This window comes from Paenibacillus flagellatus, assembly GCF_003217775.1.
GTDB lineage: Bacteria > Bacillota > Bacilli > Paenibacillales > NBRC-103111 > Paenibacillus_AB > Paenibacillus_AB flagellatus.
Genome location: NZ_QJVJ01000018.1, coordinates 64,098 through 86,494, shown reverse-complemented (window position 1 = coordinate 86,494; position 22,397 = coordinate 64,098). Strand labels below are relative to the sequence as shown.

The 22,397-nt window shown below is 63.2% G+C and carries 21 protein-coding genes; 11 read left to right on the top strand and 10 right to left on the bottom strand.

Features of this window, described 5'->3' with window-relative positions; genetic code table 11:
* Positions 1–22: 22 nt before the first annotated feature.
* From DLM86_RS29055 to DLM86_RS29015, 8 genes are all read left to right on the top strand, one after another.
* The gene (locus tag DLM86_RS29055; RefSeq protein ID WP_158289715.1) at positions 23–1,351 is read left to right on the top strand and encodes an ABC transporter substrate-binding protein; all 1,329 of its coding nucleotides are present in this window, start codon (positions 23–25) and stop codon (positions 1,349–1,351) included.
* Positions 1,352–1,363: 12 nt separating this feature from the next.
* On the top strand, positions 1,364–3,688 hold the full coding sequence (locus tag DLM86_RS29050; protein WP_110843565.1) for a glycosyl hydrolase family 28-related protein: 2,325 nt from the start codon (positions 1,364–1,366) through the stop codon (positions 3,686–3,688).
* Positions 3,689–3,834: 146 nt separating this feature from the next.
* Positions 3,835–4,404: a sigma-70 family RNA polymerase sigma factor gene (locus DLM86_RS29045; RefSeq protein ID WP_110843564.1), complete on the top strand. Its 570-nt coding sequence runs from the start codon at positions 3,835–3,837 to the stop codon at positions 4,402–4,404.
* A complete protein-coding gene (locus DLM86_RS29040; RefSeq protein WP_110843563.1) occupies positions 4,361–5,527 on the top strand; it encodes a hypothetical protein in 1,167 nt (388 codons plus the stop codon). Before DLM86_RS29045 ends, DLM86_RS29040 begins: the two co-directional genes overlap by 44 nt.
* A complete protein-coding gene (locus DLM86_RS29035; RefSeq protein ID WP_110843562.1) occupies positions 5,524–6,495 on the top strand; it encodes an ABC transporter ATP-binding protein in 972 nt (323 codons plus the stop codon). Before DLM86_RS29040 ends, DLM86_RS29035 begins: the two co-directional genes overlap by 4 nt.
* Positions 6,492–7,337 carry an ABC transporter permease subunit gene (locus DLM86_RS29030; RefSeq protein ID WP_110843561.1) on the top strand — a complete coding sequence of 282 codons (846 nt, stop codon included), beginning with the start codon at positions 6,492–6,494 and terminating at the stop codon, positions 7,335–7,337. Before DLM86_RS29035 ends, DLM86_RS29030 begins: the two co-directional genes overlap by 4 nt.
* 102 nt (positions 7,338–7,439) lie before the next feature.
* Positions 7,440–7,760: a cupin domain-containing protein gene (locus tag DLM86_RS29025; RefSeq protein WP_110843560.1), complete on the top strand. Its 321-nt coding sequence runs from the start codon at positions 7,440–7,442 to the stop codon at positions 7,758–7,760.
* Between the two features lie 456 nt (positions 7,761–8,216).
* A complete protein-coding gene (locus tag DLM86_RS29015; RefSeq protein ID WP_110843558.1) occupies positions 8,217–8,636 on the top strand; it encodes a DUF4395 domain-containing protein in 420 nt (139 codons plus the stop codon).
* A gap of 91 nt (positions 8,637–8,727) precedes the next feature.
* On the opposite strand, the gene DLM86_RS29010 is transcribed toward DLM86_RS29015, so the two are convergent.
* The 4 genes from DLM86_RS29010 to DLM86_RS28995 form a co-directional block, all read right to left on the bottom strand.
* The gene (locus tag DLM86_RS29010) at positions 8,728–9,066 is read right to left on the bottom strand and encodes a YrdB family protein (protein WP_110843557.1); all 339 of its coding nucleotides are present in this window, start codon (positions 9,064–9,066) and stop codon (positions 8,728–8,730) included.
* Positions 9,063–9,665, bottom strand: a complete 603-nt coding sequence (locus tag DLM86_RS29005; protein WP_110843556.1) for a TetR/AcrR family transcriptional regulator — start codon at positions 9,663–9,665, stop codon at positions 9,063–9,065. Before DLM86_RS29005 ends, DLM86_RS29010 begins: the two co-directional genes overlap by 4 nt.
* Before the next feature lies 1 nt (position 9,666).
* Positions 9,667–10,401: an MBL fold metallo-hydrolase gene (locus tag DLM86_RS29000; RefSeq protein ID WP_110843555.1), complete on the bottom strand. Its 735-nt coding sequence runs from the start codon at positions 10,399–10,401 to the stop codon at positions 9,667–9,669.
* Positions 10,402–10,550: 149 nt separating this feature from the next.
* Positions 10,551–11,120, bottom strand: a complete 570-nt coding sequence (locus tag DLM86_RS28995) for a biotin transporter BioY (RefSeq protein WP_110843554.1) — start codon at positions 11,118–11,120, stop codon at positions 10,551–10,553.
* Positions 11,121–11,230: 110 nt separating this feature from the next.
* Between DLM86_RS28995 and DLM86_RS28990 the strand changes: the two genes are divergently transcribed.
* Together DLM86_RS28990 and DLM86_RS28985 are read left to right on the top strand one after the other, a co-directional pair.
* Positions 11,231–12,076 (top strand): ATP-binding cassette domain-containing protein, encoded by an 846-nt coding sequence (locus DLM86_RS28990; protein ID WP_158289714.1) that lies wholly within the window; start codon positions 11,231–11,233, stop codon positions 12,074–12,076.
* Positions 12,067–13,821, top strand: a complete 1,755-nt coding sequence (locus DLM86_RS28985) for an ATP-binding cassette domain-containing protein (protein WP_158289713.1) — start codon at positions 12,067–12,069, stop codon at positions 13,819–13,821. The genes DLM86_RS28990 and DLM86_RS28985 overlap by 10 nt, the downstream gene beginning before the upstream one ends.
* 16 nt (positions 13,822–13,837) lie before the next feature.
* Here DLM86_RS28985 and DLM86_RS28980 read toward each other — a convergent pair whose 3' ends face one another.
* The 6 genes from DLM86_RS28980 to DLM86_RS28955 form a co-directional block, all read right to left on the bottom strand.
* On the bottom strand, positions 13,838–15,268 hold the full coding sequence (locus DLM86_RS28980; RefSeq protein WP_110843551.1) for a hypothetical protein: 1,431 nt from the start codon (positions 15,266–15,268) through the stop codon (positions 13,838–13,840).
* Positions 15,265–15,840 (bottom strand): sigma-70 family RNA polymerase sigma factor, encoded by a 576-nt coding sequence (locus DLM86_RS28975; protein WP_158289712.1) that lies wholly within the window; start codon positions 15,838–15,840, stop codon positions 15,265–15,267. Before DLM86_RS28975 ends, DLM86_RS28980 begins: the two co-directional genes overlap by 4 nt.
* 180 nt (positions 15,841–16,020) lie before the next feature.
* On the bottom strand, positions 16,021–17,304 hold the full coding sequence (locus tag DLM86_RS28970; protein WP_110843549.1) for an MFS transporter: 1,284 nt from the start codon (positions 17,302–17,304) through the stop codon (positions 16,021–16,023).
* A 129-nt stretch (positions 17,305–17,433) separates the two neighbouring features.
* A complete protein-coding gene (locus DLM86_RS28965; RefSeq protein WP_110843602.1) occupies positions 17,434–17,853 on the bottom strand; it encodes an RrF2 family transcriptional regulator in 420 nt (139 codons plus the stop codon).
* A gap of 129 nt (positions 17,854–17,982) precedes the next feature.
* A complete protein-coding gene (locus DLM86_RS28960; protein ID WP_281272210.1) occupies positions 17,983–18,915 on the bottom strand; it encodes a CapA family protein in 933 nt (310 codons plus the stop codon).
* A 145-nt stretch (positions 18,916–19,060) separates the two neighbouring features.
* Positions 19,061–20,797: an ABC transporter ATP-binding protein gene (locus DLM86_RS28955; protein ID WP_110843547.1), complete on the bottom strand. Its 1,737-nt coding sequence runs from the start codon at positions 20,795–20,797 to the stop codon at positions 19,061–19,063.
* A 157-nt stretch (positions 20,798–20,954) separates the two neighbouring features.
* Between DLM86_RS28955 and DLM86_RS28950 the strand changes: the two genes are divergently transcribed.
* Positions 20,955–22,397, top strand: coding sequence for an ABC transporter permease subunit (locus DLM86_RS28950; protein WP_245954991.1), 1,443 nt, complete (start codon positions 20,955–20,957; stop codon positions 22,395–22,397).

The window sequence follows — 22,397 nt, the reverse complement described above, 5'->3', positions numbered from 1 at the left end:
CCATCAACGGGGAGATGCACGGATGAAAAAGACGATAGCGGTTTGGTTGATCGTAGTATGGGCGTTGATGACGGTTTTGGCGGGCTGCGGCAAGAAGGACGACGGCGGGGGGCAAGGAACGGAAGCGGGCGGCACGACCGGTACATCGGACGAGCCGGTCGAAATCGTGTTCTATTCCTCGAACGGGGACCCGGCGGAAAGCTTCGACTACCGGTTCGGCAATTCGATCCGCAAAAAGTTCCCGAACTATACGATCAAATATATCCAGAGCACGAAGGGCAATTCGCTGCCCGAGCTGATTGCCGCCGGCACGAAGTTCGACATCTTCTTCATTTCGACCGGCAACTACGAGTCCATGATGTTCGACAACGGACTCGAAATCGACATGGACCCGCTCGTCAAAAAGCATAACGTCGATCTGAGCAAGCTGGAGCCGACGGTCATCGACGGCATCCGGCAGTCGTCCGGCGGCAAATTGACCGGCATTCCGGTGCATACGAACAACATGGTGCTGTATTACAACAAGACGCTGTTCGATAAATTCGGCGTCTCCTACCCGAAGGACGGCATGACGTGGGACGAGGTGCTCGAGCTGTCGAAGAAGCTGACCCGCAACGAAGGCGGAACGCAGTATTACGGCTTCACGACGTCGGCCAACCATCTGCTCCGGATGAACGCCTACTCGATCCCGAACGTCGATCTGGAGAAGCAGGCGCCGACGATCAATGCGAACGGGAAGTGGAAGCCGTTTTTCCAGACCGTCTTCCTCGACCCGTTCACGGACGCCGGCTATAAAGAGCAGCTGGACAAGACGAACAAGGTGCCCGACCTGAATGCGTTTCTGAAAGACCAGAACGTCGCCATGTACGCCTATTTGTCCAGCCTCGTGTACGTGCTGCCCGACGACCTGCAGAAGCTGAATTGGGATATGGTGTCGCTGCCCGTCTTCAAGGATAACCCGGGCGTAGGGTCGCAGTCGTATCCGTTCTATTTCGGCATCACGAAGCTGAGCCGGCATCCGGACGAAGCGATGAACGTGCTGAACTACATGATCTCCGATGAATTCCAGATGGAGCTGGCGAAGAAGGGGATCATGCCCGTCGCGAAAAACGAGACGGTGCAAAAGGCGCTCGGCCAGGAATCGCCGTTCAAGGACAAAAACTTCAAAGCCGTCTTCCATAACCGATTCGCGCCGATTCCGGCGAAGGCGCCCTACGACGCTTCGATCGTGGCGATTTACGCGAAATATGCCGACCAAGTGATCAAGCAGAAGATGGATATCAACTCCGCGTTCCGCAAGGCGGAGGAAGAAGCGGCGAAAACGATCGCCGAATACAAGGCGAAAAAATAAGGAGGGATTCGAATGGACGAACGAACGACCCCGCCGGGACATCGCGAGGAGGAAACGCCGGCTCCGCCCGAAGGCAAGCTCAGCCGAAGAAAGCTGCTCGCCTCGATCGGCATGGCCGGCGCCGCGGTGCTCGTCGGCTCCACGATCGGAGCGGCCGACGGCGGCGGAGCGGCTTCCGTCATCGAAGCGGTATACGGAACCGGGAAGAAGCCGAAGCCGAAGGATTGGATGGAGCTCGATTTCTGCATCGCCTCGACCGTCGCCGGGCTCCGGGCGGAGACGGACCCGAACGCGGACTACCTCTATTACGTCGCCGATCCGGGCCAGGAAGGGTTTTTCCGGTACGATCCGGCCGACGCGTCTACGCCGGACAATACCGGGACCGTGCTCGTCTCGGCCGCCGGCGCCCGGTTCAAGCGGATCGTCGATTCTGGCCATTTCAGCGTCAAATGGTTCGGAGCGAAGGGAGACGGCACGACCGACGACATGCAGGCGATCCAACAGGCGATCAACGCCGCATCGGCGGCGGGTGGGGGGACCGTCTTCTTCCCGAGCGGGACGTATATCGTCTCCCCGTATCTGAATAAATGGATTACGCTTCGCAGCAACGTCAACCTGCTCGGGGAAGGCGTCAGCTCGGTCATCAAGGTGAAGGACAACGCCGGCGATTACTTCACGATCTTCTACGGCAGCAGCTCCGCGCCGCTCAAAAACGTGCGCATCAGCAAGCTGCGGTTCGACCAAAATCCGCAAAACAATACGACGTGCTACATCGACCTCGCCCGGAAAGATACGGTGTATTTCTACCAATTCTGCATCATCTCGTACCGGTACGAGAACGTCTGCATCGACAATGTGCAGTTCGATCCGACGTGCGGGGTCAATACGGTGTCGCTGAACAGCGATACCGGGAAGCTCGCGCAAATTACGGACTGCTGCTTCAACTTCGTGATGGCCCGCGGCAACGGGACGTACGACAACTCGGCGGTTTATTTGAACGGACGGAACCATATCGTGACGAATTGCACGTTTTATGCCGGACCGGGGCAGAAGGCGCGGGGAGCGATCGAGACGCATATGGGCCAAAGCGTCGTCTCGAACAACGTCATGGACGGCTATTACACCGGCGTCAATTTGCAAGCCGGCAACGCCGCCGACGACCGCTGCGACATGACGGTTACCGGCAATACGATCAGCAACGCCAACCAAGGGATCCAGATCGGGCCGTGGGGCGCTCATCCGGTGAAAAACGTGACGGTCACCGGCAATACGATCAGTCTGACGAATACGGCGCACAGGCGCAATTTGACGGTCGGCATCTCCAGCGCCTCGTGGACGACCGAGAAGACGTTCTTCGAGAACATGACGATCAGCAACAATACGATCGTCTTCCAGGAGGAGCTCAGCCTGCGGACGTCCGATCCGCTCAGCTTCGCTTGCGGCATCAACTTCACCCACGATTCGAGCTTGTCCAACGTCGTCATCAGCAACAACGTCATCAAGAACGCGCCGATGACCGGCATCTTCGTCGGCAGCCTGAAAAATCTCGGAACGGTGACCGATGTGCAGATTACGGGCAACGTCATCGTCAACGCGGGCCACTACCCGACGCCGGTCGAGTCGTACCGCGGAGCGATCATTCTCCGTTCGGCGGTGACCGGGGCGCTCATCTCCGGCAACCTGATCTCGGATACGTACGATTCGGCCAAGGGCGTCCATTCCATTCGCGTTAGCGATTCGGACGGCACGTTCGCCGACGTTGCGGTCCGCGACAATTTGATCCGCGCGAAGCAGGGCGGACTGTGGCTGCTGCTCAGCCCGACGGTCGAGACGGATCCTGTCCGGAATTACGTGAAATTTTCCCCGGTCTATCCGCCCGTGTCGGGAACGTACAATCAAGGCGATGTCGTCTGGGTGACGGGCGAGGGCGCGGCGGACGGGAAGACGCCGGCCGGCTACCGGGTGACCGCGTCCGGTACGGCCGGGACGCTGACGGGCGTCCAGGCGAAGGCGACCGGCGCCGTCGGCAAAACGGTATTGACCGTGAACGACGCGTCGGCGCTTCGGGTCGGCCAGTGGATCCGGATCGCCGCCGGCAATCAAGTGCGCCGAATCGTCCGGATCTCCGGCAACGAGGTGCGGATCAACGCGGCGCTGACCGCCGACGTTTCCACGCCGAGCGCGGTCGGGTTCGCGAGTCCCGAATGGAAGCCGTTCGGCCGCCTGGGCGATCTCGGCGCCGTGCAGGACACGACCGGCGCCACGCTGACCGCGCTGGAAGAGGAAGTGAACCGGCTGAAGCAGGCGCTGCGGGACTTTGGGGTGTTTTCGGCATAATCGAGGGAAGACGAGGGAGAGGAAAGGACGCTTTCGGCCGTTGCCGGAGCGGCCTTTTTTTCGTTTCGCCGCTTTACGGCGATAACAACGTGCTATAAAATCGATCCGACATCCGTCTTATAAGCGAAAGGGGGGACGGCGGCGGGATGGAGGAAGGCGCGCAAGTACCCGAGCTGTTCCAGCGCTTGTTCCGGGAGCATTACCCCGAGGTGGCGCGGAAGCTCTATGCGTTGATCGGCGATTATGCGGCGGCGGAGGATTTGGCCCAGGAAGTATTCCTGCGGCTTTACCGAAGCCCTCCTGACCGATTGGAGGCTGTCGGCGCTTGGCTGCACCGGGTGTTGATCCGGGTAGGCTACGATTATTTGAGGCAGCGGTCGTCGGGCAAGGCTTTGCTGGAAAAGGAAACCGCCCGCGTGGCGGCTTGGTCGGAAGGCGCCGCCCCTTCGGGAGAGACGGAGGTCATACGAGAATGGGAAAAAGACGTGGTCCGCCGGGTGCTGCAGAAGCTTTCGGACCGGGATCGGACCGCACTTTTGCTTCGGGAGGAAGGGTACAGCTACGAGGAAATCGCCCTCCGGCTGGACGTCAATCCGAAGATTGTCGGCACGCTGCTGGCCCGGGCGGAGGAGCGGCTGAAGAAGAAATACGGGCAGGAGGAGGAGCGGCGCGATGACGGACGAAGCGAAGCGGACCGGCGGGGAGCCGGTTTTTGATACGGACCGGGCGTGGGAACGGTTCGAGAGGACGGCGGCCGGGGAGCCGGCTCCGGCGTTTTGGAGACAAGCGGAGGAAAGGCCGCGTTCGAGGGAAGCGCGGATCGAGACGCGGTCGGAAGAGATTCAAGATCACGACGAGAAGGATGGTGCGGTTGAGATGAAGCGGACGGGATTGCGGGAGGTGCAAGGCGCCCCGGTTGTCGGTGCGACGGGGGAACGAGCGGCGGGAGCGATCGGGGCGGACGGCGGCTGGCGAACGGAGAGGCCGGCCAAGCGCAGGCTGCGGAGACTGGCCGCCGGAGTCGCCGCCGCCGTCTTGGCCATCGGCCTGTTCGCCACCCCCTTGGGGGACCGGGCGCTGGCCGCCATGATGCAAACGTTCCGCATCCAGCACATCGTCGGAGTCGGGATAACGGCGGACGATATGGCGACCATCTCCGGTCTTCTGGACCGCGGCTCGCCGGAGGGAGACCGGAGCTTCAGCCTGGCCCAATACGGCACCTTGACCCAGTCCGGCGGCGGGGAGACCCGTACCGTTACATGGGACGAGGCGGAGAAACGGATGGGCGCTCCCCTGCTCCGGCTGGAGAATGCCGCCACCCCCGCCTATCAGCCGGCTACTACGCTGACCTTCAACCTGAACGTGAAGGCGGTCAACCGGCTGCTCACCCGTTTGGGCAGCGTCACCACTTTGCCCGCCGAAGCGGACGGCAAAGTCATCCGGCTGCACATCCCGGACGGCGTCGCCACGGAGGGCGCCTTATCGGGCAAGCCGGTGCGGCTGCTCCAATTCGGCAAGCCGGAGCTAACGATGGAGGACGGCATCGATGCGGCAACCGTCCGGGAGGCGGTACTGGGGCTGCCCGTGCTGCCGGACAGCCTGCGGACCAAATTGGCCGCCATCGGCGATTGGCGGAGCACGCTGCCGGTTCCGGCCCGTGACGGCGTCACCGCCAGCCTCCGGCTGGGCGGGCATGATGCGGTCATGACCGTGAACGGCAAACATCGCTATCTGCTCTGGCTCGACGGGAACCGGATGGGATTGCTGAGCGGCGAGACGAAGGATTTCCCTGCGGAATCCGCCTTCCGGCGGGCGGCGGAGGAGCTTGTCCGGCCATGACGATGATTGAGACGGAGCAGTTGACCAAAACGTACAACGGCCGCGGCGGCTGCCGCGGCGTCACCCTGCAGGTGCCGGAGGGCCGCATCTTCGGCCTGCTCGGGCCCAACGGCGCCGGCAAAAGCACCTTCGTCAAAATGCTGGCCGGCCTTCACCGCCCCGACTCCGGGCGGGCCACCGTACTGGGGCAGCCGCTCGGGCGGGCGGAGGCGCGGCGCAAGCTCGGGTATTTGCCCGAGCTGTTCCGCTTTCAGGATTGGCTGACCCCGACGGAGGTGCTCTGTTTCCACGGCCGGCTGGGGGGGCTGCGTCCGCGGGAAACGCGGTCGCCCGCCTTCCGCGGCCGGATCAGGGACACGCTGGAGCTGGTCGGCCTGTCCGAAGCGGCGGACCGCCGGGTCGGCGGCTTCTCCAAAGGGATGCAGCAGCGGCTCGGCCTGGCGGTCGCCCTGCTCCTCGATCCGGAGCTGGTCATTCTGGACGAGCCCGCCTCGGCGCTGGACCCCGTCGGCCGATACGAAATCCGCAGCCTGCTCAAGCGGCTTAGGGGCAAAGGCGTGACCGTTTTCCTCAATACGCATCTATTGGAGGACGTGGAGGAGCTGTGCGATGAAGCCGCCTTCCTGGATGGCGGCGAGCTGCTGGCGTCGGGTCCGCTGCAGGAGCTGCTCGGCGGCGGCGGCGCTAATTGGCGCTTCCGTCTCGGCGGCTGGCTCCCGGCGACGTGGGCGGAGCTGAACGACGCCGTCGGCGGCTCCCTCTCCTCCATGCTGCGTCTGGTCGAGGCCGACGATCAAGGGAACGCTCTCCTGACCGCCCGCGTCACGGACCGGGAGCAAGCCGGCTACTTGTGCTCCCTGTTCATCCGGAGCGGCCTGACGCTCTACGAATCCGGCCCCGAGCCGAACAGCCTGGAGGCTTGGTTCCTCCGGATGGCCGGGTCCCGTCAAGGAGGTGTCCCGCAATGACCATGTACATCTCCGCCGTCTTCAAGGAGCTGACCCGCAAGCGGGTGTTTCTGGTCACGATCATTCTGACCTTCGTCTTTCTGATCCTGTTCGCCTTCGGAGTCCGGGAGCTGGCGGGCATGGAAGGGCAGAACCAGGATTCCCCCGCCGAACGGATGATGAACGGTATGGTGCTGACGGTGCTGGGGCTTTTTTTCGCGCAATTTCTGGCGGCCTTCTTCGTGCTCTTCTCCGCCATGGGAATCGTTACGGGCGAACAGGAGAACGGCCTGCTGCTGGCCGTCGCCGCCCGCCCCATCCCGCGCTGGCGGCTGTATCTGGCCAAATGGACGGGGCAAGCCGTCTGGATCGCCGTATACAGCGCCGTCCTGTTCGTTTCGGTCGTCTGGACCGTCCACAGCTTGGCCGGACTTCCCTTGCTGGCGGAGGACCTGCTTCGAGGTCTTGCGCTGTTTGTCTGGATGCCGCTTCTGCTTCTCTCGCTCACCATGCTCGGTTCGGTTTATTTGCCGATGCTGGGGAACGGGATCTGCGCCGCCCTGCTGTACGGGTTCGCCCTCTTTTGCGGGCTGGTCGAAGGGGTGTCGGTCTATGAAGGGACACACCCCGCTTTGGAAAAATTCGTCCTCTTGGTCGGGCTGCTCCTGCCCACGGATTCCGTCTACCGGAGAAGCCTCTACGAGGCGCTGGGGGGAGCGGATTGGGCCGGGCTGGCGGTCGCCGACATGGGGCCTTTCTCCATGCCGAGCGTTCCTTCGAATGTGTTCCTGCTGTATACGATGGGGTATGCGGCGGTTTTGCTCCTGCTGGGCTGCCGGGCGTTCGGCCGGAAGGATTTGTAACGCCGAGCCGGAAGGACGAAGGACGGTCGAGCGAGGGACGATTTTGTGATACGATGGGAGGGAAAGGCTAAATCTTGCAGGCAGAGCGAGGAGGCGTTTCGGATGTGTCCGATCGGAGAGTGGGAGCCGGCCGAGCCCGGGGTCAAGCGCAAAATTTTCGAGCCGGGTCAGTCGATCATGATGATGGAAGTGCATTTCGAGGAAGGGGCGGAAGGATACGTCCACAGCCATCCGCACGAGCAAATGTCGTATTGCTTGAAGGGCGCGCTCGAATTTACGGTCGACGGGAAGACGACGGTGCTTCGGGCGGGCGATACGATCGTCATCCCCGGGGGAGCGAAGCACGGGACGAAAGCGCTCGAGCCGAGCGTGCTGCTCGACGCCTTCACGCCGCTGCGCGAAGATTTGCTCAAGCGGGGTTGAGCGGAAGGGTGACGGCCGCATGAGAAGCGATCCGGCGAACCGGAACGCCGAAATCGGCCGGACGCGGCTTTCGCCCGGTATTGGGGGACGAGGACGAATACCGAATGCAAATTTTTGCTGCCCGGCCATTGTTTCGGGAAGCTCGGCACGATCCGCGTCCAGTTGTCCGTCAGCGGCCGCACGTCCGGCCGCAGCGGGCGGTCGAGCGGATCGGCGCCGTCAAGGAGGCGCGTTCGACCGTCACCGGATCAAGCCGGACGGCTCCGTGCACGACAACGTGTTCTACAGCATCCTGGACACGGAATGGCCGGACGTGAAGCGGTGTCTTCGGTATTTGCCGGAAGAGAAGTACAGGTGAAGCGGGGAAGTAGGCGGCTCATTCGGGAGCCGGAGTCTGTCCAACGCGCCGCGGTTGTTGTATAATGGGTGAAATCCCATTGGAAAAGAGGGAATAATGTGGCCGATTGGAATGCATCCATACCGAGACCGCTCGTCAGGGCGAACCAATGGGTGATCGTGCTCGCCGTCGTATGGACCTGGACGACCGGTGTCTATTGGATTTTGGCGGTACCGCTGCTGGCGGGAGCGATGGGGTTCTTCTTCGACTTCAATCCCGTCATGAGGCTGGCGAAGCTGTTCCTGCGCAAGCCGCCGTCCGGCTACGTGCCGGAGGACAAGGCGAGCCAGCGGTTCAATCAGCTGCTCGCGGTCGGCTTCCTGCTGCTGGCGCTTCTCGGCTATGCGTTCGAGTGGCGGACGATGGCGTACGTCTTCTCGGCGATGGTTGCGCTCGCGGCGCTCGTCGCCATCATGGGGTTTTGCGTCGGCTGCTTCATCCGCTACCAGTGGATGCAGTACCGGCGGAAGCATTCCTGAAACCCGCCTTTCGCCCGGAATCCATAAAACCCGTCAAACCTTGGACGAGGGCTGACGGGTTATTTCGTGTGCGCCCCGCCTCGTCGTCCTCTCACAGCTTCAGCGCGACGTTCAACGCCGAGTCGACGACGGCGGCCGCCAAAAACGCGACGGCGAGCCGCGGATGTCCCGACGCGTACAGCGCCGCGGCCGCCGCGCCGAACACGGCCAGCTCGAGCGGCAGGCGCACGGCGAGAGGGACGGGGAGCGCGGCTTTGGGGGCAATGAACGTCCCCCACAGCACCGCGGCGGCGAGCGGGGTGCCGAGACCGAGCGCGATTCGCGCGAGCAGCGGCTTGTCCAGATGGAAGCCCCAGTAACCCAGGGCGGCTAAAGCGGCCAGCTCGAGCAGGAACCGGACGGCGAGTACGACGACGGATACGGCGGTCATGGCTCGGCACGCTCCCCGCTCAAGCCTGGGGACCGGTCGCGGATCGTGGACAAGCCCGCAATAAAGGCGTCCAGCAGCAGCCGAAAGGTGACGTCGAGATCAAGCGGCAGTCCGAACCCGCCTTTCTGCTCGAGCGACGCAAAGCCGTGAAGGATGCTGCGAAGCCCGCGCACCGCATGCAGCGCCGCGTCGTCGGAAAGTTCGTAGTGGGCCAATATGCGCACGATCAAGTCGATGATCCTGCCGCCGATTCGTCCCACTTCCTCGGCCTCGGGCCCGGGAGCCCGCAGCGTTAGCTCGTACAGGCCGGGCCGGGAGCGGGCGAACGCCAAGTACGCCTCTGCGAACGCCCGGACCGCCTCGTCGCCGGACCGGCCGACCGCGGCAAGCGTCAGCTTGTCGTACAGCTGCTCGAGCCCGTAGACGGTCAGCTTATGGCGAAGTCCCGGCAAGCCGTCGATATGGTTGTACAGCGACGGGGTACGGATGTTCAGCTTTTTGGCAAGCGAGGCGAGCGTCACCTCGTCGATGCCCTGCTCGTCGGCGAGCTCGGCCGCGGTTTGCAGCAGCGTGGTCAAGTCGAGTCCGATTCTCGGCATCTCACATCCCCCTTCCCGTGCCCGCCGGTACGCCCAGGCCGCGCTCGGCTTCGGCGATGGCGCGATCGATGGCCGCGAGCGGCTCGACGATCATGCGGCCGTGTCCGACGGCGAGCAGCGACGGGTTATGCCGCTTCAGCGCACGCACGCTTTCGAGCGCCGCCGCCTTGCTCCACGTCGCCATGGCGGGGAACGGGAAGAGCGGCTTCACTTGCCCGGATACCGCGATGCCGCCTCTCGTCTGCATGGCGTCGCCGGCGAGGAGAGCGCGATTCCGCGTATCGAGGAACGCCATCGAGCCCGGCGTATGACCCGGCGCCGCGATTGCGAGCAGCGAGCCGATCCGGTCGCCGTCGGCGAGCAGCACGTCCGGCCGCGTCTTTACCTTCTTCGGCACGCCGCCGCGAATCGGCGTATCCGGCTCGCCCGGATCGAGCGACAAATCGCCGTCCAAGAGACGGGCGTCGCGCCGGGACAGGTAGACCGGCACGCCGGGCAGCGCTTCCTTGAGCGCGTCGAGCGCACCGACGTGATCGTCGTGAGCGTGCGTCAGGACGATGCGCGAGATCGGCTTGCCGATCTCGCCGGCGGCGCGCAGAATCGCTTTCACGCTGTAGGGAAGGGCGGCGTCGATCAGCGTCAAGCCGTCCTCCTCTTCGACCAAATAGCAGTTGACCGGGAAAAGCCGGGGCATAAATGTCAATTGATAAACCGTTCCGTGTTTCGTCATATTCATAGTCGGGCACCTCTTTCATCGATTAACTAATATCGTTAGCTTTATAATAACTAATGTTATTAGTTTTTGCAAGCCCCTTTTTGGATTTCTTTTCCCGGGGGACGAAAAAAGCAGCCGGAACGGTTCCGGCCGCCGAGAAGAGGGCGCGCTTACTTCACGATCGTGCCGAACGCGCGGCGGACCTGCATGGCGATGAAGGTGACGAGCAGCGCCTTGATCGTGTCCCCTCCGATATAAGGGACGAACCCCATCAAAAGCGCTTTGCCGAACGAAACGTGCAGCTTGTGCTGCAGCCACGGGACGCCTCCCGCGTAAGCGAGAAGGACGCCGAATATTTCGATCGCGGCGAACATCGCGACGTAGGCGGGCCAACCTGTTCCCCGGATGCGGCGTGTCACCCAACCGACGAGCAGGGCGCAGATCGGGAACATCCAGAGGAAGCCGCCGGTCGGACCGAGGAGGCGCGCCAGGCCGACGCTCGTGCCGCTCAGGACGGGCAGTCCGAGCGCGAGCAGGAAGACGACGGTGAACGTGCTGAAAAATCCGTACAGCGGACCGAGCAGGACGCCGGCCAGCAGAACGGCCATATTTTCCAGCGTGATCGGGACCGGGGATATGCCGATATGGATTTTAATATAGCTGAATACCATCATAAGCGCGCCGAATAAGGCGCTAAGGACGATGCCTTGAACGGTCAGGCGGCTGTTCGCCGGTTTCATTGCGGATTCCTCACTTTCGTGCGCGGAAGGGACGAGTTATGATACCATTATCGAAGTTACAGGATGGGGACCAGCGTGTCAATAACGGGAAACGGAAAGGAGCGGTACGCGTGCGGACATGGATCGCGCTGGAACGAATAGCCGCGGCGCCTCCCGGCGGAGGGGAGGACGTGGTCCTCCAAGGGATCGATTTTCGCGTCGGCGCCGGCGAATTCGTCGCGGTCGTCGGCGTCAACGGCAGCGGTAAGAGCACGCTGCTGCGCGTGCTCGCCGGCCTGCTTCCCGTCGCGGAAGGGAAGGCGGCGACGCACCCGGAGGCGGACGGCGCCGTCCGGATCGTGTTCCAAAACCCCGACGCTCAATTGATAGGCGAGACGGTCTACGAAGAAATCGCCTTCGGGCTCGAGCAGTTGGGCGTCCCGACCGAGGAGATGCCGGAACGGGTCCGGCTGGCGCTGCGCTCCGTCGGACTGGACGTGCCGGCGTCGACGCCGGTGGAGCGGCTGTCCGGCGGGCAGAAGCAGCTGCTCGGCATAGCCGGGGCGCTGGCGGCGGAAGCGCGGGTGCTGCTGCTGGACGAGCCGACGTCGATGCTGGACCCGGTCTCGAAAGCGTCCGTCGTCGATACGGTCCGGGCTTTGCGCGACCGGGGGTTGGCGGTCGTCTGGTCGACCCAGGCGATGGACGAAGTCGGCCTCGCCGATCGGATCGTCGCGCTGCAGGACGGCCGCGTCGCGTTCGAGGGGACGCCGGAGACGTTTTTTTACGGGGAAGCGGGGAAGGGTGACGACGCGCACGGTGCGAACGACGGCGGCGTTCCATGCGTCGCGCTCGGCTTGCGGCTGCCGTATGCGGTCGAGACGGCGCATCGGCTGCGGGATCACGGCGTGCGGCTGACCGTTCGGCCGGTGACGGACGATCAGCTGCTGGAGGCGGTGGCCGGACTATGCCGATAATCGTGGAGGGGCTTCGCATCGCCGGAACGGACGGGAGGCCGGTGCTGGACGACGTCTCGTGCCGGATCGGAGAAGGAGAGCTGACGCTCGTAGTCGGCCGGAACGGCTCGGGAAAATCGACGTTTCTCGACGCGCTTGCGGGGCTTGCCGCTTACGAGGGGGCGATCGTCGCGGACGGTCGCCCCGTCCGCTCGGGGTGGGGATCGGTGCCGAATCTCGACGCGATCGGACGGATCGGGCAAGTGTTCCAATCGCCGGAGAAGCAGCTGTTCGCCGGGACGGTGCGGGGCGAATTCCGCTATTCGCTCCGCTACTTGAAGCTGCCGCGCTCCGAAGCGGAGCGGCGGACGGCGGAGGCGATGGACCGGGCGGGGCTGCCGCGGCCGCTGCTGGACGGCTCGCCGTTCCGTCTGAGCGGAGGCCAGAAGCGGCGGCTCGCCTTGGCGACGACGCTGTCGACGGAGCCGGAATGGCTGCTGCTGGACGAGCCGACGGCCGGCCTGGACCCGGCGGCGTCCGCCGAGCTGATCGAGGCGCTGCTCGCCCGCAAGCGGTCGGCGCGCGGAGGCGTCGTCGTCGCGACGCACGACCTCGACGCGCTGCTGCCGGCGGCCGACCGCATCCTCATGCTCGCCGGCGGCAAGCTGGTCGCGAGCGCGTCCGCGGACGAGCTGGCGGCCGCCCCCGGCCTATGGGAGCGGGCGGGCCTTAGCCGGCCGACGTCGGTGCGGCTCGCCGAGGCGATGCGCGGGGCGGGGCTGCCGGTCCCGGCGGCGTTTATGACCGCGGGGCAGGCAGCGGCGCTGCTCGCCCGCGGCATGCGCGCCGGAGCGTGCGGGCCCGCGCCCGGCGCGGCCGCGGAAGCGGCGGCGGACCCGGCGCAGGCGACGCGGGCCGGACCGGCCGGCACGTCCGAAGGCCGCGAGACGCCGGGGCCGGCGTCCGCCGCGGCCGACGCGGGCGCCGCCGCCAGCTCGGCGGCCGGCTGGGCCGAGGCGCTGGACCCGCGGGCCAAGTGGCTGTTTTACGTCTGCGTCTCGCTCGGCATCATCGCACAGCGCGACTGGACCGGCTTCTGGATCGGAGCCGCCGTGACGGCCGCCGTCCTGATGGCGGCCGGCGTCCGCTGGCGAAGCACGGTCCCGGTGCTGCGCCCGTATCTCGCCTTCGCCGCCGTTTCCACGCTCGTATCCGGCATCGGCTTCGGCGCCGGGGCAGGGGAGTATCGGCTCGGCCCGATCGGTTTCTCGCCGGGGCCCGCGTCCGTCACGCTGCTCGAGCTGCTGAAGGTGGCGTGCGTCATGGTCGGCGGCGTCGCGCTGTCGGCCGCGACGACGCCGTTCGCCATGAAGAGCGGCCTCGAGCGGGCGCTCTCGCCGCTTCGCCGCCTCCGCTTCCCGGTCGACGCCGTGTCGCTGACCGGCTCGCTGCTGCTCCGGTTCATCCCGGTGCTGCGCCGGGAAGCCGCCCGGTTCAACCGGATCGCCCGCTCGCGCGGCAAGCGGGTGCGGCGCTCCGGCGCGATCCGGCTGCGCGACTTGCCGGCGATGGCCGTGCCGCTGCTGCTCTCGCTGCTCGCGATCGCGTCCGACTTGGCGGCCGCCATCGAGGCGCGCGGCTACGGCCGGGCCGGCGGACGCCGGACGTCCGGCGTCGCGCTGCGGATGCGCCGCCGGGACTGGGCCGTCGCGGCGGGCGGGGTGCTGCTGCTGGCCGCGCTGCTCGCGTTCCGGGCGCGGGGGTGAGCCGGCCGGCCGGGAACTAGGGCGTCAGCCGGAATTCCCAAGGGCCGCGGACGACCGTATGCACCTCCGACACATAAAAGGTAACGGTCTTCGCCCCTGCGGGCGCTTCCAGCGTCATATGCCGGATCGCCCGGCTGGTGTCGTCCACTTTGGCGCTCGAGCCGCCGCCGCGTCCTTCGACGGAAAAATCGGGAAAAAACAGCCGCAGCGATTCCGGCGCCGTTTCATCATAGAGCGGATCGAGGTCGATCCGGACCGATTCCGGAGCATCGGCCAGCCGCTCCGCCCGCAGCACATCGACGGGAAACCCGAGCAGGTCGATGCGTTCGTTGACGGCAAGGGCGCCGGTCTGCGGGATAGGGACCGTTACTTTTATCGGCTTTTCCGCCCGCCGGACGACGGAAATTTCGGGTATGGCGAGTGTGTAGCCTATCGATTTGGGCGAAGGGGAGGGGGGGCTGAACCAAAACTCGTTGGCATTCGGAAACGTCTCATCCCTCTTGATCGGCACCTCTTTGCCCGTATCATCCGTCAAGCGCGGCGGCCGCAATCCGTCGTGAGCTCCGAAGCCGTACGCCTCGATTCTCGACGACGCCGGGAGCTGCGGCACGAGCGTTACATTCGTTTTCGCCCCTCTAGCAGTGGTTACGGCGGTCAAAACGACGCCGTTCTTCTCTCTCGTATCGCCAAGCTCCTCGATTCGTCCGGCCTCCGTCGTCGGTGTCAGTGTAACGGGAATACCCGTCGCAGCCCCGTCGAACGAGACGGACATCCGCTCGGTCACCTCGATCGGCCCGTACCGATAATAGCCCGCCGTCCATTGTTCCGAAGTAACGGTCGTGCTCGCTTGGAACGAATATCGCGTTCCGGCTTCGTTGACGAGCTCCAGGCTACGGACGGGAGCCCCTCCGGTGCCGGTCAAGGCGATCGACGAAAGCCGGTCGCCAATCGAAATGCCGCGAATCTCGACGCTTCGGCTTCCTTCGCCGTCGAAGACGGGGGAAGGGAGGACGAACAGCACGGTGTTCCGTTCGTCGGATTGCACGGTCCCGAAGCCAGGGACGAATTGCAGCAGCTTGCTCACCTGCGCCCTGCCTTCGGGTGAGGCCGCCAGCCAGCCGGACAGCAGGCAGACGACCAGCGCCGCCGCCGGCACGGCTCTCCTGCGGCCCGGTCTGCGCGGCCGGTCTGCCGCCGGCTGGATCGGCGCGCCCCGGCCCGGCGAACCGGGAGAAGCCGAATGGGTCGCCGCCGTATCCGGCAGTCCGAGCTTGGCAAACGTCCTCGCCCGGATGCGCGCGATTGTCTCCTCGTCCGGCGAAACGTCATCCTCCTTGGCCTCCGAAGGCGTGACCGTTCCGGCAAGCCGTGCCGCCTCCTGCACGTCAAGGCCGGCCGACTCGACGAGCCGGAACAGCCGGCGCTCTTCTTCGCTTGCGAATTTCATAAGCCGTTCTCCTCTCTCGAATCCGCCATCAACCGGCGGAACGTTTCGCGAATGCGCGCCAGCCGGTGCTCGACCGCTTTGGGGGTGAGTCCGGTGGCGCGGGCGATCCGATCGACCGGCTCGTAATACACGTATCGTTTGACGAACACGGTACGGTTCAGCGGCTCCAACGACTCGGCGATTCGTACGACCTCCGCCGCCGTCTCGCGAGCCAGTATGCGGCTTTCCGTACCGCCGCTCCCTTCCGCCGTCCGTTCGGCATCCAGCGGACCGTCCGTGATGCTGCGGGCCGCATCCAGCCTGCGGCGGCAATCAAGCGCCTTGTATTTGGCCAGCATATGAAGCCAAACCCGCAGCGTTCCTTTACCGGGATCGTACTGTTCGATACGGTTCCATGCCGCCATGAACACGTCGCTGACACATTCCTCGACGTCCTCCCGTGTCGCCTTCGGGGATGCGATTCGCTCGATCAGCCGATAGACGCCGCCGGCGTATGTCTCGATCAACAGGGCCAACGATTCGGAATCGCGTTGCTTCAGCCGCTCGGCCCATTCGCTGTCCGTAAGTTCCATAAGAGCTCCCATTCCGTTAAGTTTCGCTTTCTCCGGATAACCGGCCGAACCGTCCGCTTCGCATCATACGGAACGGCGGAACGGCTTCATACGATACTACGTCGGAAAAACGGAAAAACCCCCGCATCCGTCTCCTATTTTTTTCAATAGGGATGGAAACGGGGGCCGCAGTGCCCCGCCTTACGCGCTCGCTCCCCGCGCGGGCCGGACCTGCGTCGTGCGACGGATGCGGACGGACAGAAGGGCGGCCAGCATGCAGACGTATCCGGCCGTCATGAAGGCGACGTCGTAGCTGCCGAACCATTCGCGGAGCAGTCCGGCTTCGAAGGCGGCGACGGCGGCGCCGAGCTGGTGGAAGGCGACGATCCAGCCGAACACGATGCCCGCTTGCGCCGGACCGAATTTGTCGGCGGTCAGCTTGACGGTCGGCGGCACGGTGGCGATCCAGTCGAGCCCGTAGAAGACGGAGAACAGCGTCAGCTGGATGTAGCCCGAGTCGAGCGCCGTCGGCAGGAACAAGAGCGACAAGCCGCGCAGGCCGTAATACCAGAACAGCAGCCAGCGGCTGTCGAACCGGTCGGAGAGCCAGCCGGACAGCGTCGTGCCGATCAAGTCGAAGACGCCCATGAAGGCGAGCAGGCCGGCCGCCGTCACTTCCGCGATGCCGAAGTCGCCGCAGGCGGGAATCAGGTGCGTGCCGATCAGCCCGTTCGTCGAGAAGCCGCAGATGAAGAAGCTGCCGGCGAGCAGCCAGAACGTCCCGCTGCGCATCGCCGAACGGAGGACGGAGAGAGGCCGCAGGAACAAATTGCCGACGAACGGAGCGGGCTCGACCAAGTCGTCCGACCCGTACGGCGGTACGCCGATATCGGCGGGGTGGTTGCGCACCCATCGCGCGACGACCGGGATCATGAGGGCGATCCCCGCTACGGCCGTCCATACGGCGGCCCGCCAGCCCGCTTGCACGGAAAGGGCGGCGAGAAGCGGCAGGAACAGCAGCTGTCCGGTCGCCGCGCTGGCGGTCAGGATGCCGACGACGAGCCCTTTGCGCCGGACGAACCACCGGTTCGCCACCGTAACGCCGAGAACGTTCGCCATCACCGACGTGCCGAGCCCGACGACGACGCCCCACAGCACGTTCAGCTGCCACAAGGCGGTCGTCGCGGTCGACAGCGCGAGTCCGGCGCCGAGCAGCGAGAGTGCCGTCACCATCATCCGGCGGACGCCGAACCGTTCCATGCTGGCGGCCGCGAACGGCCCCATCAGCCCGTACAGCACGAGATTAATCGATACGGCGGCGGAGATGCCCGACCGGTCCCAGCCGAACTCCTCCTCGAGCGGCAGCATGAGCACGCCCGGCAGCGAGCGGATGCCGGCCGAGACGAGCAGGGCGGCGAACGTGACGCCGGCGACGATCCATCCGTAATGCAGCTTGCCGGCGGTGCCCGATTGGCGGTTAGTCATACAAGTTTCCTCCTTGCAAATGTAATATAAAACATTACAGTTATGCGCGCAAAAGGCGAGTAGAAGACGCTGACTGGTGAAAGGAGCGTGCCGTCAACCGTACGCTCCTTGGGCCCCCAAGCGAGTTCGTCAGCGGGAAGCCCGCTCATGCACGGTGTTCAGCACGTCGGCGATCGTATACCGTTCGAAGTACCGCTCCATCTGCCTCTCCGCATCGGTGAAAATACCGTCCATCGCGCTTTCGATATTCGCGCCGATGACGCATTGCGGGTTCGGGTTCGGCCATTTCGGCTTGACCGAACCTTCCGACGTCAGCCGGTACAATTCGTCCAGCGTCACTTCTCCCGGAGAGCGGCTCATCGTAAAACCGCCTCCGGCGCCCTCCTTCGAACGGATGTAGCCGTGCTTGCGCAGCAGACTCAGCACGTTGCGCACGCGGACGGGATGGACGGACACGCTCCTCGCAATCGTGTCGCTCGTCGCCAGCTTTCCCTCGAGGTGCGCCAAATACGTCAGGCTGTGGACGGCAATGACAAAATCGCTGTTCACGGTCATCCTCCCTTTCGTTCAACTTAATCTGTATTATGTTTCATTACAGATAAAATTGTCAATCCCCATTTTGCAATGGGGGGAGGTCGATTGCTTGTGAACGGCTGCCTGCCGCAATCCGTTCCGGTTCTATCGGTCCGGCACAACCCGAAACACGTTTTTCTTCCCCGCATTTTGCAAAATACGGGTCGGCACGCGCGACATCTTCAACACATCCGTTATCCCTTTTGCCTTTTTCGTTAAGGTTAACCTCAAGATGGCTCCCCGCAGTCTCGCGGTATGCCGGGGAAGTTCGACGGACACGAAATTTCCGAGGGAAGACGCCGCAATCCGATTTCTGACGCGTCCGTCGATATCCTTCATCCTAACCATTCTTATCGGATGAAGCACATGAGGATGCGCGCCCAGCACTACATTCACGCCATTATAAAACAACAGCCGCATGAGCCGGATTTGGCTGCGATCGGGATAAGTTTTAAATTCTTTGCCGAAATGCAGGCAAGCGATAATAAAATCCGTTCTTCTTTTCAAGCTGCGGACGTCCGCTATCATTTTTTTTCGGTTTAGCCGGTTGACGGACCACGGCTCCGGTACGGGAATCCCGTTCGTTCCTTTCGTATAAGCCAATATTCCGATTTTGACTCCCTTTACGTTAACAATCCGTCTCCGGCGGGCTTCCCGGGCGGAGCGATACGTGCCCGTATGTCGCAGTCCGTGTCGATCGAGGACGTTCAAGGTTCGCCTTAAACCGGATAGCCCGCCGTCCATACAATGGTTATTGGCCGTGCCTACCACATCGAAGCCTACGTTCCGGAGCACGGCGGCGAATTCGTCCGGGGAGCTGAACAACAGTTTTCCGGGCTTTTCGCGAAAACGTTTGCCGGAGAAGGTCGTCTCGAGATTGCCTATCGTTAAATCGGCTCTCCGCAAATACGGTTTGACCTTGGCGAAAATAGGAGCGAATCCGCCTTCCCGTGCGGCCGAGGCGACCATCTTCTTTTTCATCAGCAAATCCCCGACTGCGGCGATCGTGATTGTCGTCAATCCCTCCACTCCTTTCATGATGACACCTTATTCCCAAAAGAAGCGAAAGGTTTGTAAGCCGGGCGCCGTGGGACGGCCCAAACAAAAAGCCCAAGCCCGAATGGCTTGAGCACGCTTCTGTTCATTTCTTTCTGACACGGATCCCCGGTCAAGCCGCCCGTCGTCAGGCTTCGGCGACGGCGACCCAATGTCCCTTCTTCACTTCCACGAAGCGCGAGCGCTCCAGGCCGTACGGATCCGCCTTCAGCGACTCCTCGTCGGGGACGAACGACTTCTTCGATTCCACCTTCGGGTCGGGTACCGGGATTGCGGCCAGCAGCGACTTCGTATACGCATGCTGAGGGTTTTCGTACAGCTCCTCGCTTTCGGCCAGCTCCACGATTTTGCCCTTGTACATGACCGCCACGCGGTCGCTGATATGCTTCACCATCGACAGATCGTGGGCGATGAACAGATAGGTGAGACCGAGCCGCTGCTGGAGCTCCTCCAGAAGCTTGACGATTTGCGCCTGGATGGAGACGTCGAGCGCCGACAAAGGCTCGTCGCACACGATAAATTCCGGCTCGATCGCAAGCGTGCGGGCGATGCCGATCCGCTGGCGCTGGCCGCCCGAAAATTCGTGCGGGTACCGCATCGCGTGAGAGGCGCTGAGCCCGACCATCTCGAGCAGCTCCTCGACCCGCCTCAGCCGGGCCTGCTTCCCGCCCGCGATTCCGTGCACGTCCAGCGCCTCGCCGATAATATCGACGATACGCAGGCGCGGGTTCAGCGAGGCGTACGGGTCTTGGAAAATCATCTGCATATGGCGCCGCATCGTTTTCATTTCGCCGCGATTGAGCCGGTTCAGCGGGATTCCTTTGAACAGCACCTCGCCCCCGGTCGGCTCGTTCAGACGCAGAATCGCGCGGCCCGTCGTCGACTTGCCGCTGCCGGATTCGCCTACGACGCCGAGCGTTTCGCCGGCCCGGATATCGAAGCTGACATCGTTGACCGCCTTGACGATCTGTCCTTTGCCGAGGTTGAAATACTGCTTCAGCGACCGGACCTCGAGCAGCGGGCGATCGTCGGCCGGTCTCGCGACGAGCGGAGCCGGCTTCGGCTTCTTCTTCTCGTTCAACCGCGGAAGCGAGTTGAGGAGGCGGATCGTATACGGATGCTGCGGCGCGGAGAAAATGTCGTCCGTCGTGCCGGTCTCGACGATTTCGCCGTCCTTCATGACGACGACGCGGTCGCACATGCCGGCTACGACGCCCAGATCGTGGGTGATCAGAATGATCGAGGTGCCGAGCCGGCGCTGCAGCTCCTTCATTTGATGCAAAATTTGCGCTTGTATGGTGACGTCCAGCGAAGTCGTCGGTTCGTCGGCGATCAGGAGAGACGGACGGCAGGCGAGCGCGATGGCGATCATGACCCTCTGGCGCATGCCGCCGGAAAACTCGTGAGGGTACTGCCAGTAGCGCTCCTCGCCGTTCGAAATGCCGACCATCCGCAGCATCTCGATCGCTTCCCTGCGAGCTTCCGATTTCGACAGCTTCCGGTGCTTCACCAGGCTCTCCTCGATCTGCTCGCCGATTCGCATCGTCGGGTTGAGCGAGGACATCGGGTCTTGGAAAATCATGCCGATATCGCGCCCCCGAATCTGCTCCATCTCCGAATCGGTTTTATAAGCCAAATTTTCGCCCTGGAACAAAATCTCTCCGCTCTTCACCAAGGAAGGAGGCGAAGGCAGAAGACGCATGATCGTGCGCGCCGTAACGCTTTTGCCGCTGCCGGATTCCCCGACGATCCCAAGCGTCTCGCCCTTGCGCACCTCGAAGCTCACGCCCCGAACGGCCTCGACCTCTTTGTCCCGGGAAAAAAACGAAACGGAAAGCCGGTTCACCTGCAATAACGATTCCATAATATCGTCACCTGCGTCTAGTAGTAAATTTAGAAACATAGTATCATAGATTTCGAGGATAGTTGACATTTTTCTACCCCGATAATAAAATCTACTATATTCATCGGAATAGTGCAAATTAAACTGCGAATTCATGTTGGAAAGGGAGCGTACCAGCTTGACAGGGCAAACGATCGCGACACCATCCCGTCTCGCCGACCGAATCGGGAGCATCTATTCCAAAATGCTGTTACATCCGGTTTACCGTTTCCTGCTGCTTCTTGCGGGAGCCCCCGTGAACGCCATCGTCGGCATCGTCTATCTGTACCGGCGCAAGCGGAGCGACAACCGGGAGCTTCGCCGAAGCCTGGAGCGCGAGCTGCTGGAGTCCGGCCGCCGGGACCGGATCTTGTCGGAAGTGAAGGAGCAGCTGATCCGGAAGCATCAATTTTTCAACCAACAGGCGAGTCCGCAGCAGATCGAGCAAGAAGCCGAACGCATCGCCGCCGAGAAGTTCAAGGAAGAGCTGGAACGGCAGGTCGAGGCTCATCTGGAGCGGCACCGGCAAACCCGGGTCACGTTCGCGGAGACGTTCAGGAAGCTGAGCGGCAGTCCCGCTTTCCTGGCGCTGTCCTTCGTGCCGGGTGTCCTGATGTACGCGCTGATCGGGATATACGGCAACGCTTATGTGAAGTACGTCTTGGAGCGTCTCGCTCAGACCGTGTTCGTCATTTTCGGTGTCGCCGTTCTGGTGTTCACCATCCTGTATATATCGCCGCTGGACCCGGCCGCCAATATTCTCGGGGAAACCGCGACCAACGAGCAGATCGCCGCCTTCAATAAGCTGTACGGACTGGATCAGCCTTACCTGGTTCAGCTCTGGGATACGCTGAGAGGCATCCTGACGTTCGATCTCGGCAAGTCGTTTGCCGGCAACGAGGACGTGACGGCCGCCATCGCCAACAAATTTCCCGTGACGTTTACGCTCACGCTGATCTCCACCGTCGTCGCGGTGCTGATCGCCCTGCCGATCGGCATTATATCGGCGACGCGGCCGAATTCGTTTTTCGATTATACGTTCATGTTCATCGCCCTGCTCGGCTTATCGATACCGAATTTCTGGCAAGGCTTGATACTCATCCTGAACTTCTCGATCAAGCTGCACTGGCTTCCCGCGACGTATAATCCGCAAAACGCGCTTTCGATCCTGATGCCTGTCGTCGTGCTGGGCACGGGGCTGACGGCCGCGGTCGCCAGGATGACCCGATCCTCCACGCTCGAGGTGATCCACGAGGATTACATCACGACCGCCAAAGCCAAAGGGCTGTCCGGCAGGCGCGTCCTGTGGAAGCATGCGGTCGGCAACGCGCTGATCCCGATCATCACGGTGATCGGGCTGCAGTTCGGCTCGATGCTCGGAGGATCGGCCGTGACCGAGAAAGTATTCAATATTAACGGAATCGGGAATTACATCGTGGATAAGCAGTTCATCCCGGACATTCCCGCCATAATGGGCGGAGTCGTCTACACCGCGATCGCGATTTCCGTCGTCAATGTCTTGATCGACATTTGGTACGCCTTCATCGATCCGAGAATCCGTTCCAAGATGAAACAATACTAG

Coding starts and splice junctions, on each gene's coding strand:
- DLM86_RS28975 (WP_158289712.1), bottom strand. CDS start 15,840: ATGGAACTTACGGACAGCGAATGGGCCGAGCGGCTGAAGCAACGCGAT.
- DLM86_RS29035 (WP_110843562.1), top strand. CDS start 5,524: ATGACGATGATTGAGACGGAGCAGTTGACCAAAACGTACAACGGCCGC.
- DLM86_RS29010 (WP_110843557.1), bottom strand. CDS start 9,066: ATGACCGCCGTATCCGTCGTCGTACTCGCCGTCCGGTTCCTGCTCGAG.
- DLM86_RS28985 (WP_158289713.1), top strand. CDS start 12,067: ATGCCGATAATCGTGGAGGGGCTTCGCATCGCCGGAACGGACGGGAGG.
- DLM86_RS29000 (WP_110843555.1), bottom strand. CDS start 10,401: ATGAATATGACGAAACACGGAACGGTTTATCAATTGACATTTATGCCC.
- DLM86_RS29040 (WP_110843563.1), top strand. CDS start 4,361: ATGACGGACGAAGCGAAGCGGACCGGCGGGGAGCCGGTTTTTGATACG.
- DLM86_RS29030 (WP_110843561.1), top strand. CDS start 6,492: ATGACCATGTACATCTCCGCCGTCTTCAAGGAGCTGACCCGCAAGCGG.
- DLM86_RS28995 (WP_110843554.1), bottom strand. CDS start 11,120: ATGAAACCGGCGAACAGCCGCCTGACCGTTCAAGGCATCGTCCTTAGC.
- DLM86_RS29055 (WP_158289715.1), top strand. CDS start 23: ATGAAAAAGACGATAGCGGTTTGGTTGATCGTAGTATGGGCGTTGATG.
- DLM86_RS28955 (WP_110843547.1), bottom strand. CDS start 20,797: ATGGAATCGTTATTGCAGGTGAACCGGCTTTCCGTTTCGTTTTTTTCC.
- DLM86_RS28960 (WP_281272210.1), bottom strand. CDS start 18,915: ATGAAAGGAGTGGAGGGATTGACGACAATCACGATCGCCGCAGTCGGG.
- DLM86_RS29045 (WP_110843564.1), top strand. CDS start 3,835: ATGGAGGAAGGCGCGCAAGTACCCGAGCTGTTCCAGCGCTTGTTCCGG.
- DLM86_RS28980 (WP_110843551.1), bottom strand. CDS start 15,268: ATGAAATTCGCAAGCGAAGAAGAGCGCCGGCTGTTCCGGCTCGTCGAG.
- DLM86_RS28970 (WP_110843549.1), bottom strand. CDS start 17,304: ATGACTAACCGCCAATCGGGCACCGCCGGCAAGCTGCATTACGGATGG.
- DLM86_RS29005 (WP_110843556.1), bottom strand. CDS start 9,665: ATGCCGAGAATCGGACTCGACTTGACCACGCTGCTGCAAACCGCGGCC.
- DLM86_RS29050 (WP_110843565.1), top strand. CDS start 1,364: ATGGACGAACGAACGACCCCGCCGGGACATCGCGAGGAGGAAACGCCG.
- DLM86_RS29025 (WP_110843560.1), top strand. CDS start 7,440: ATGTGTCCGATCGGAGAGTGGGAGCCGGCCGAGCCCGGGGTCAAGCGC.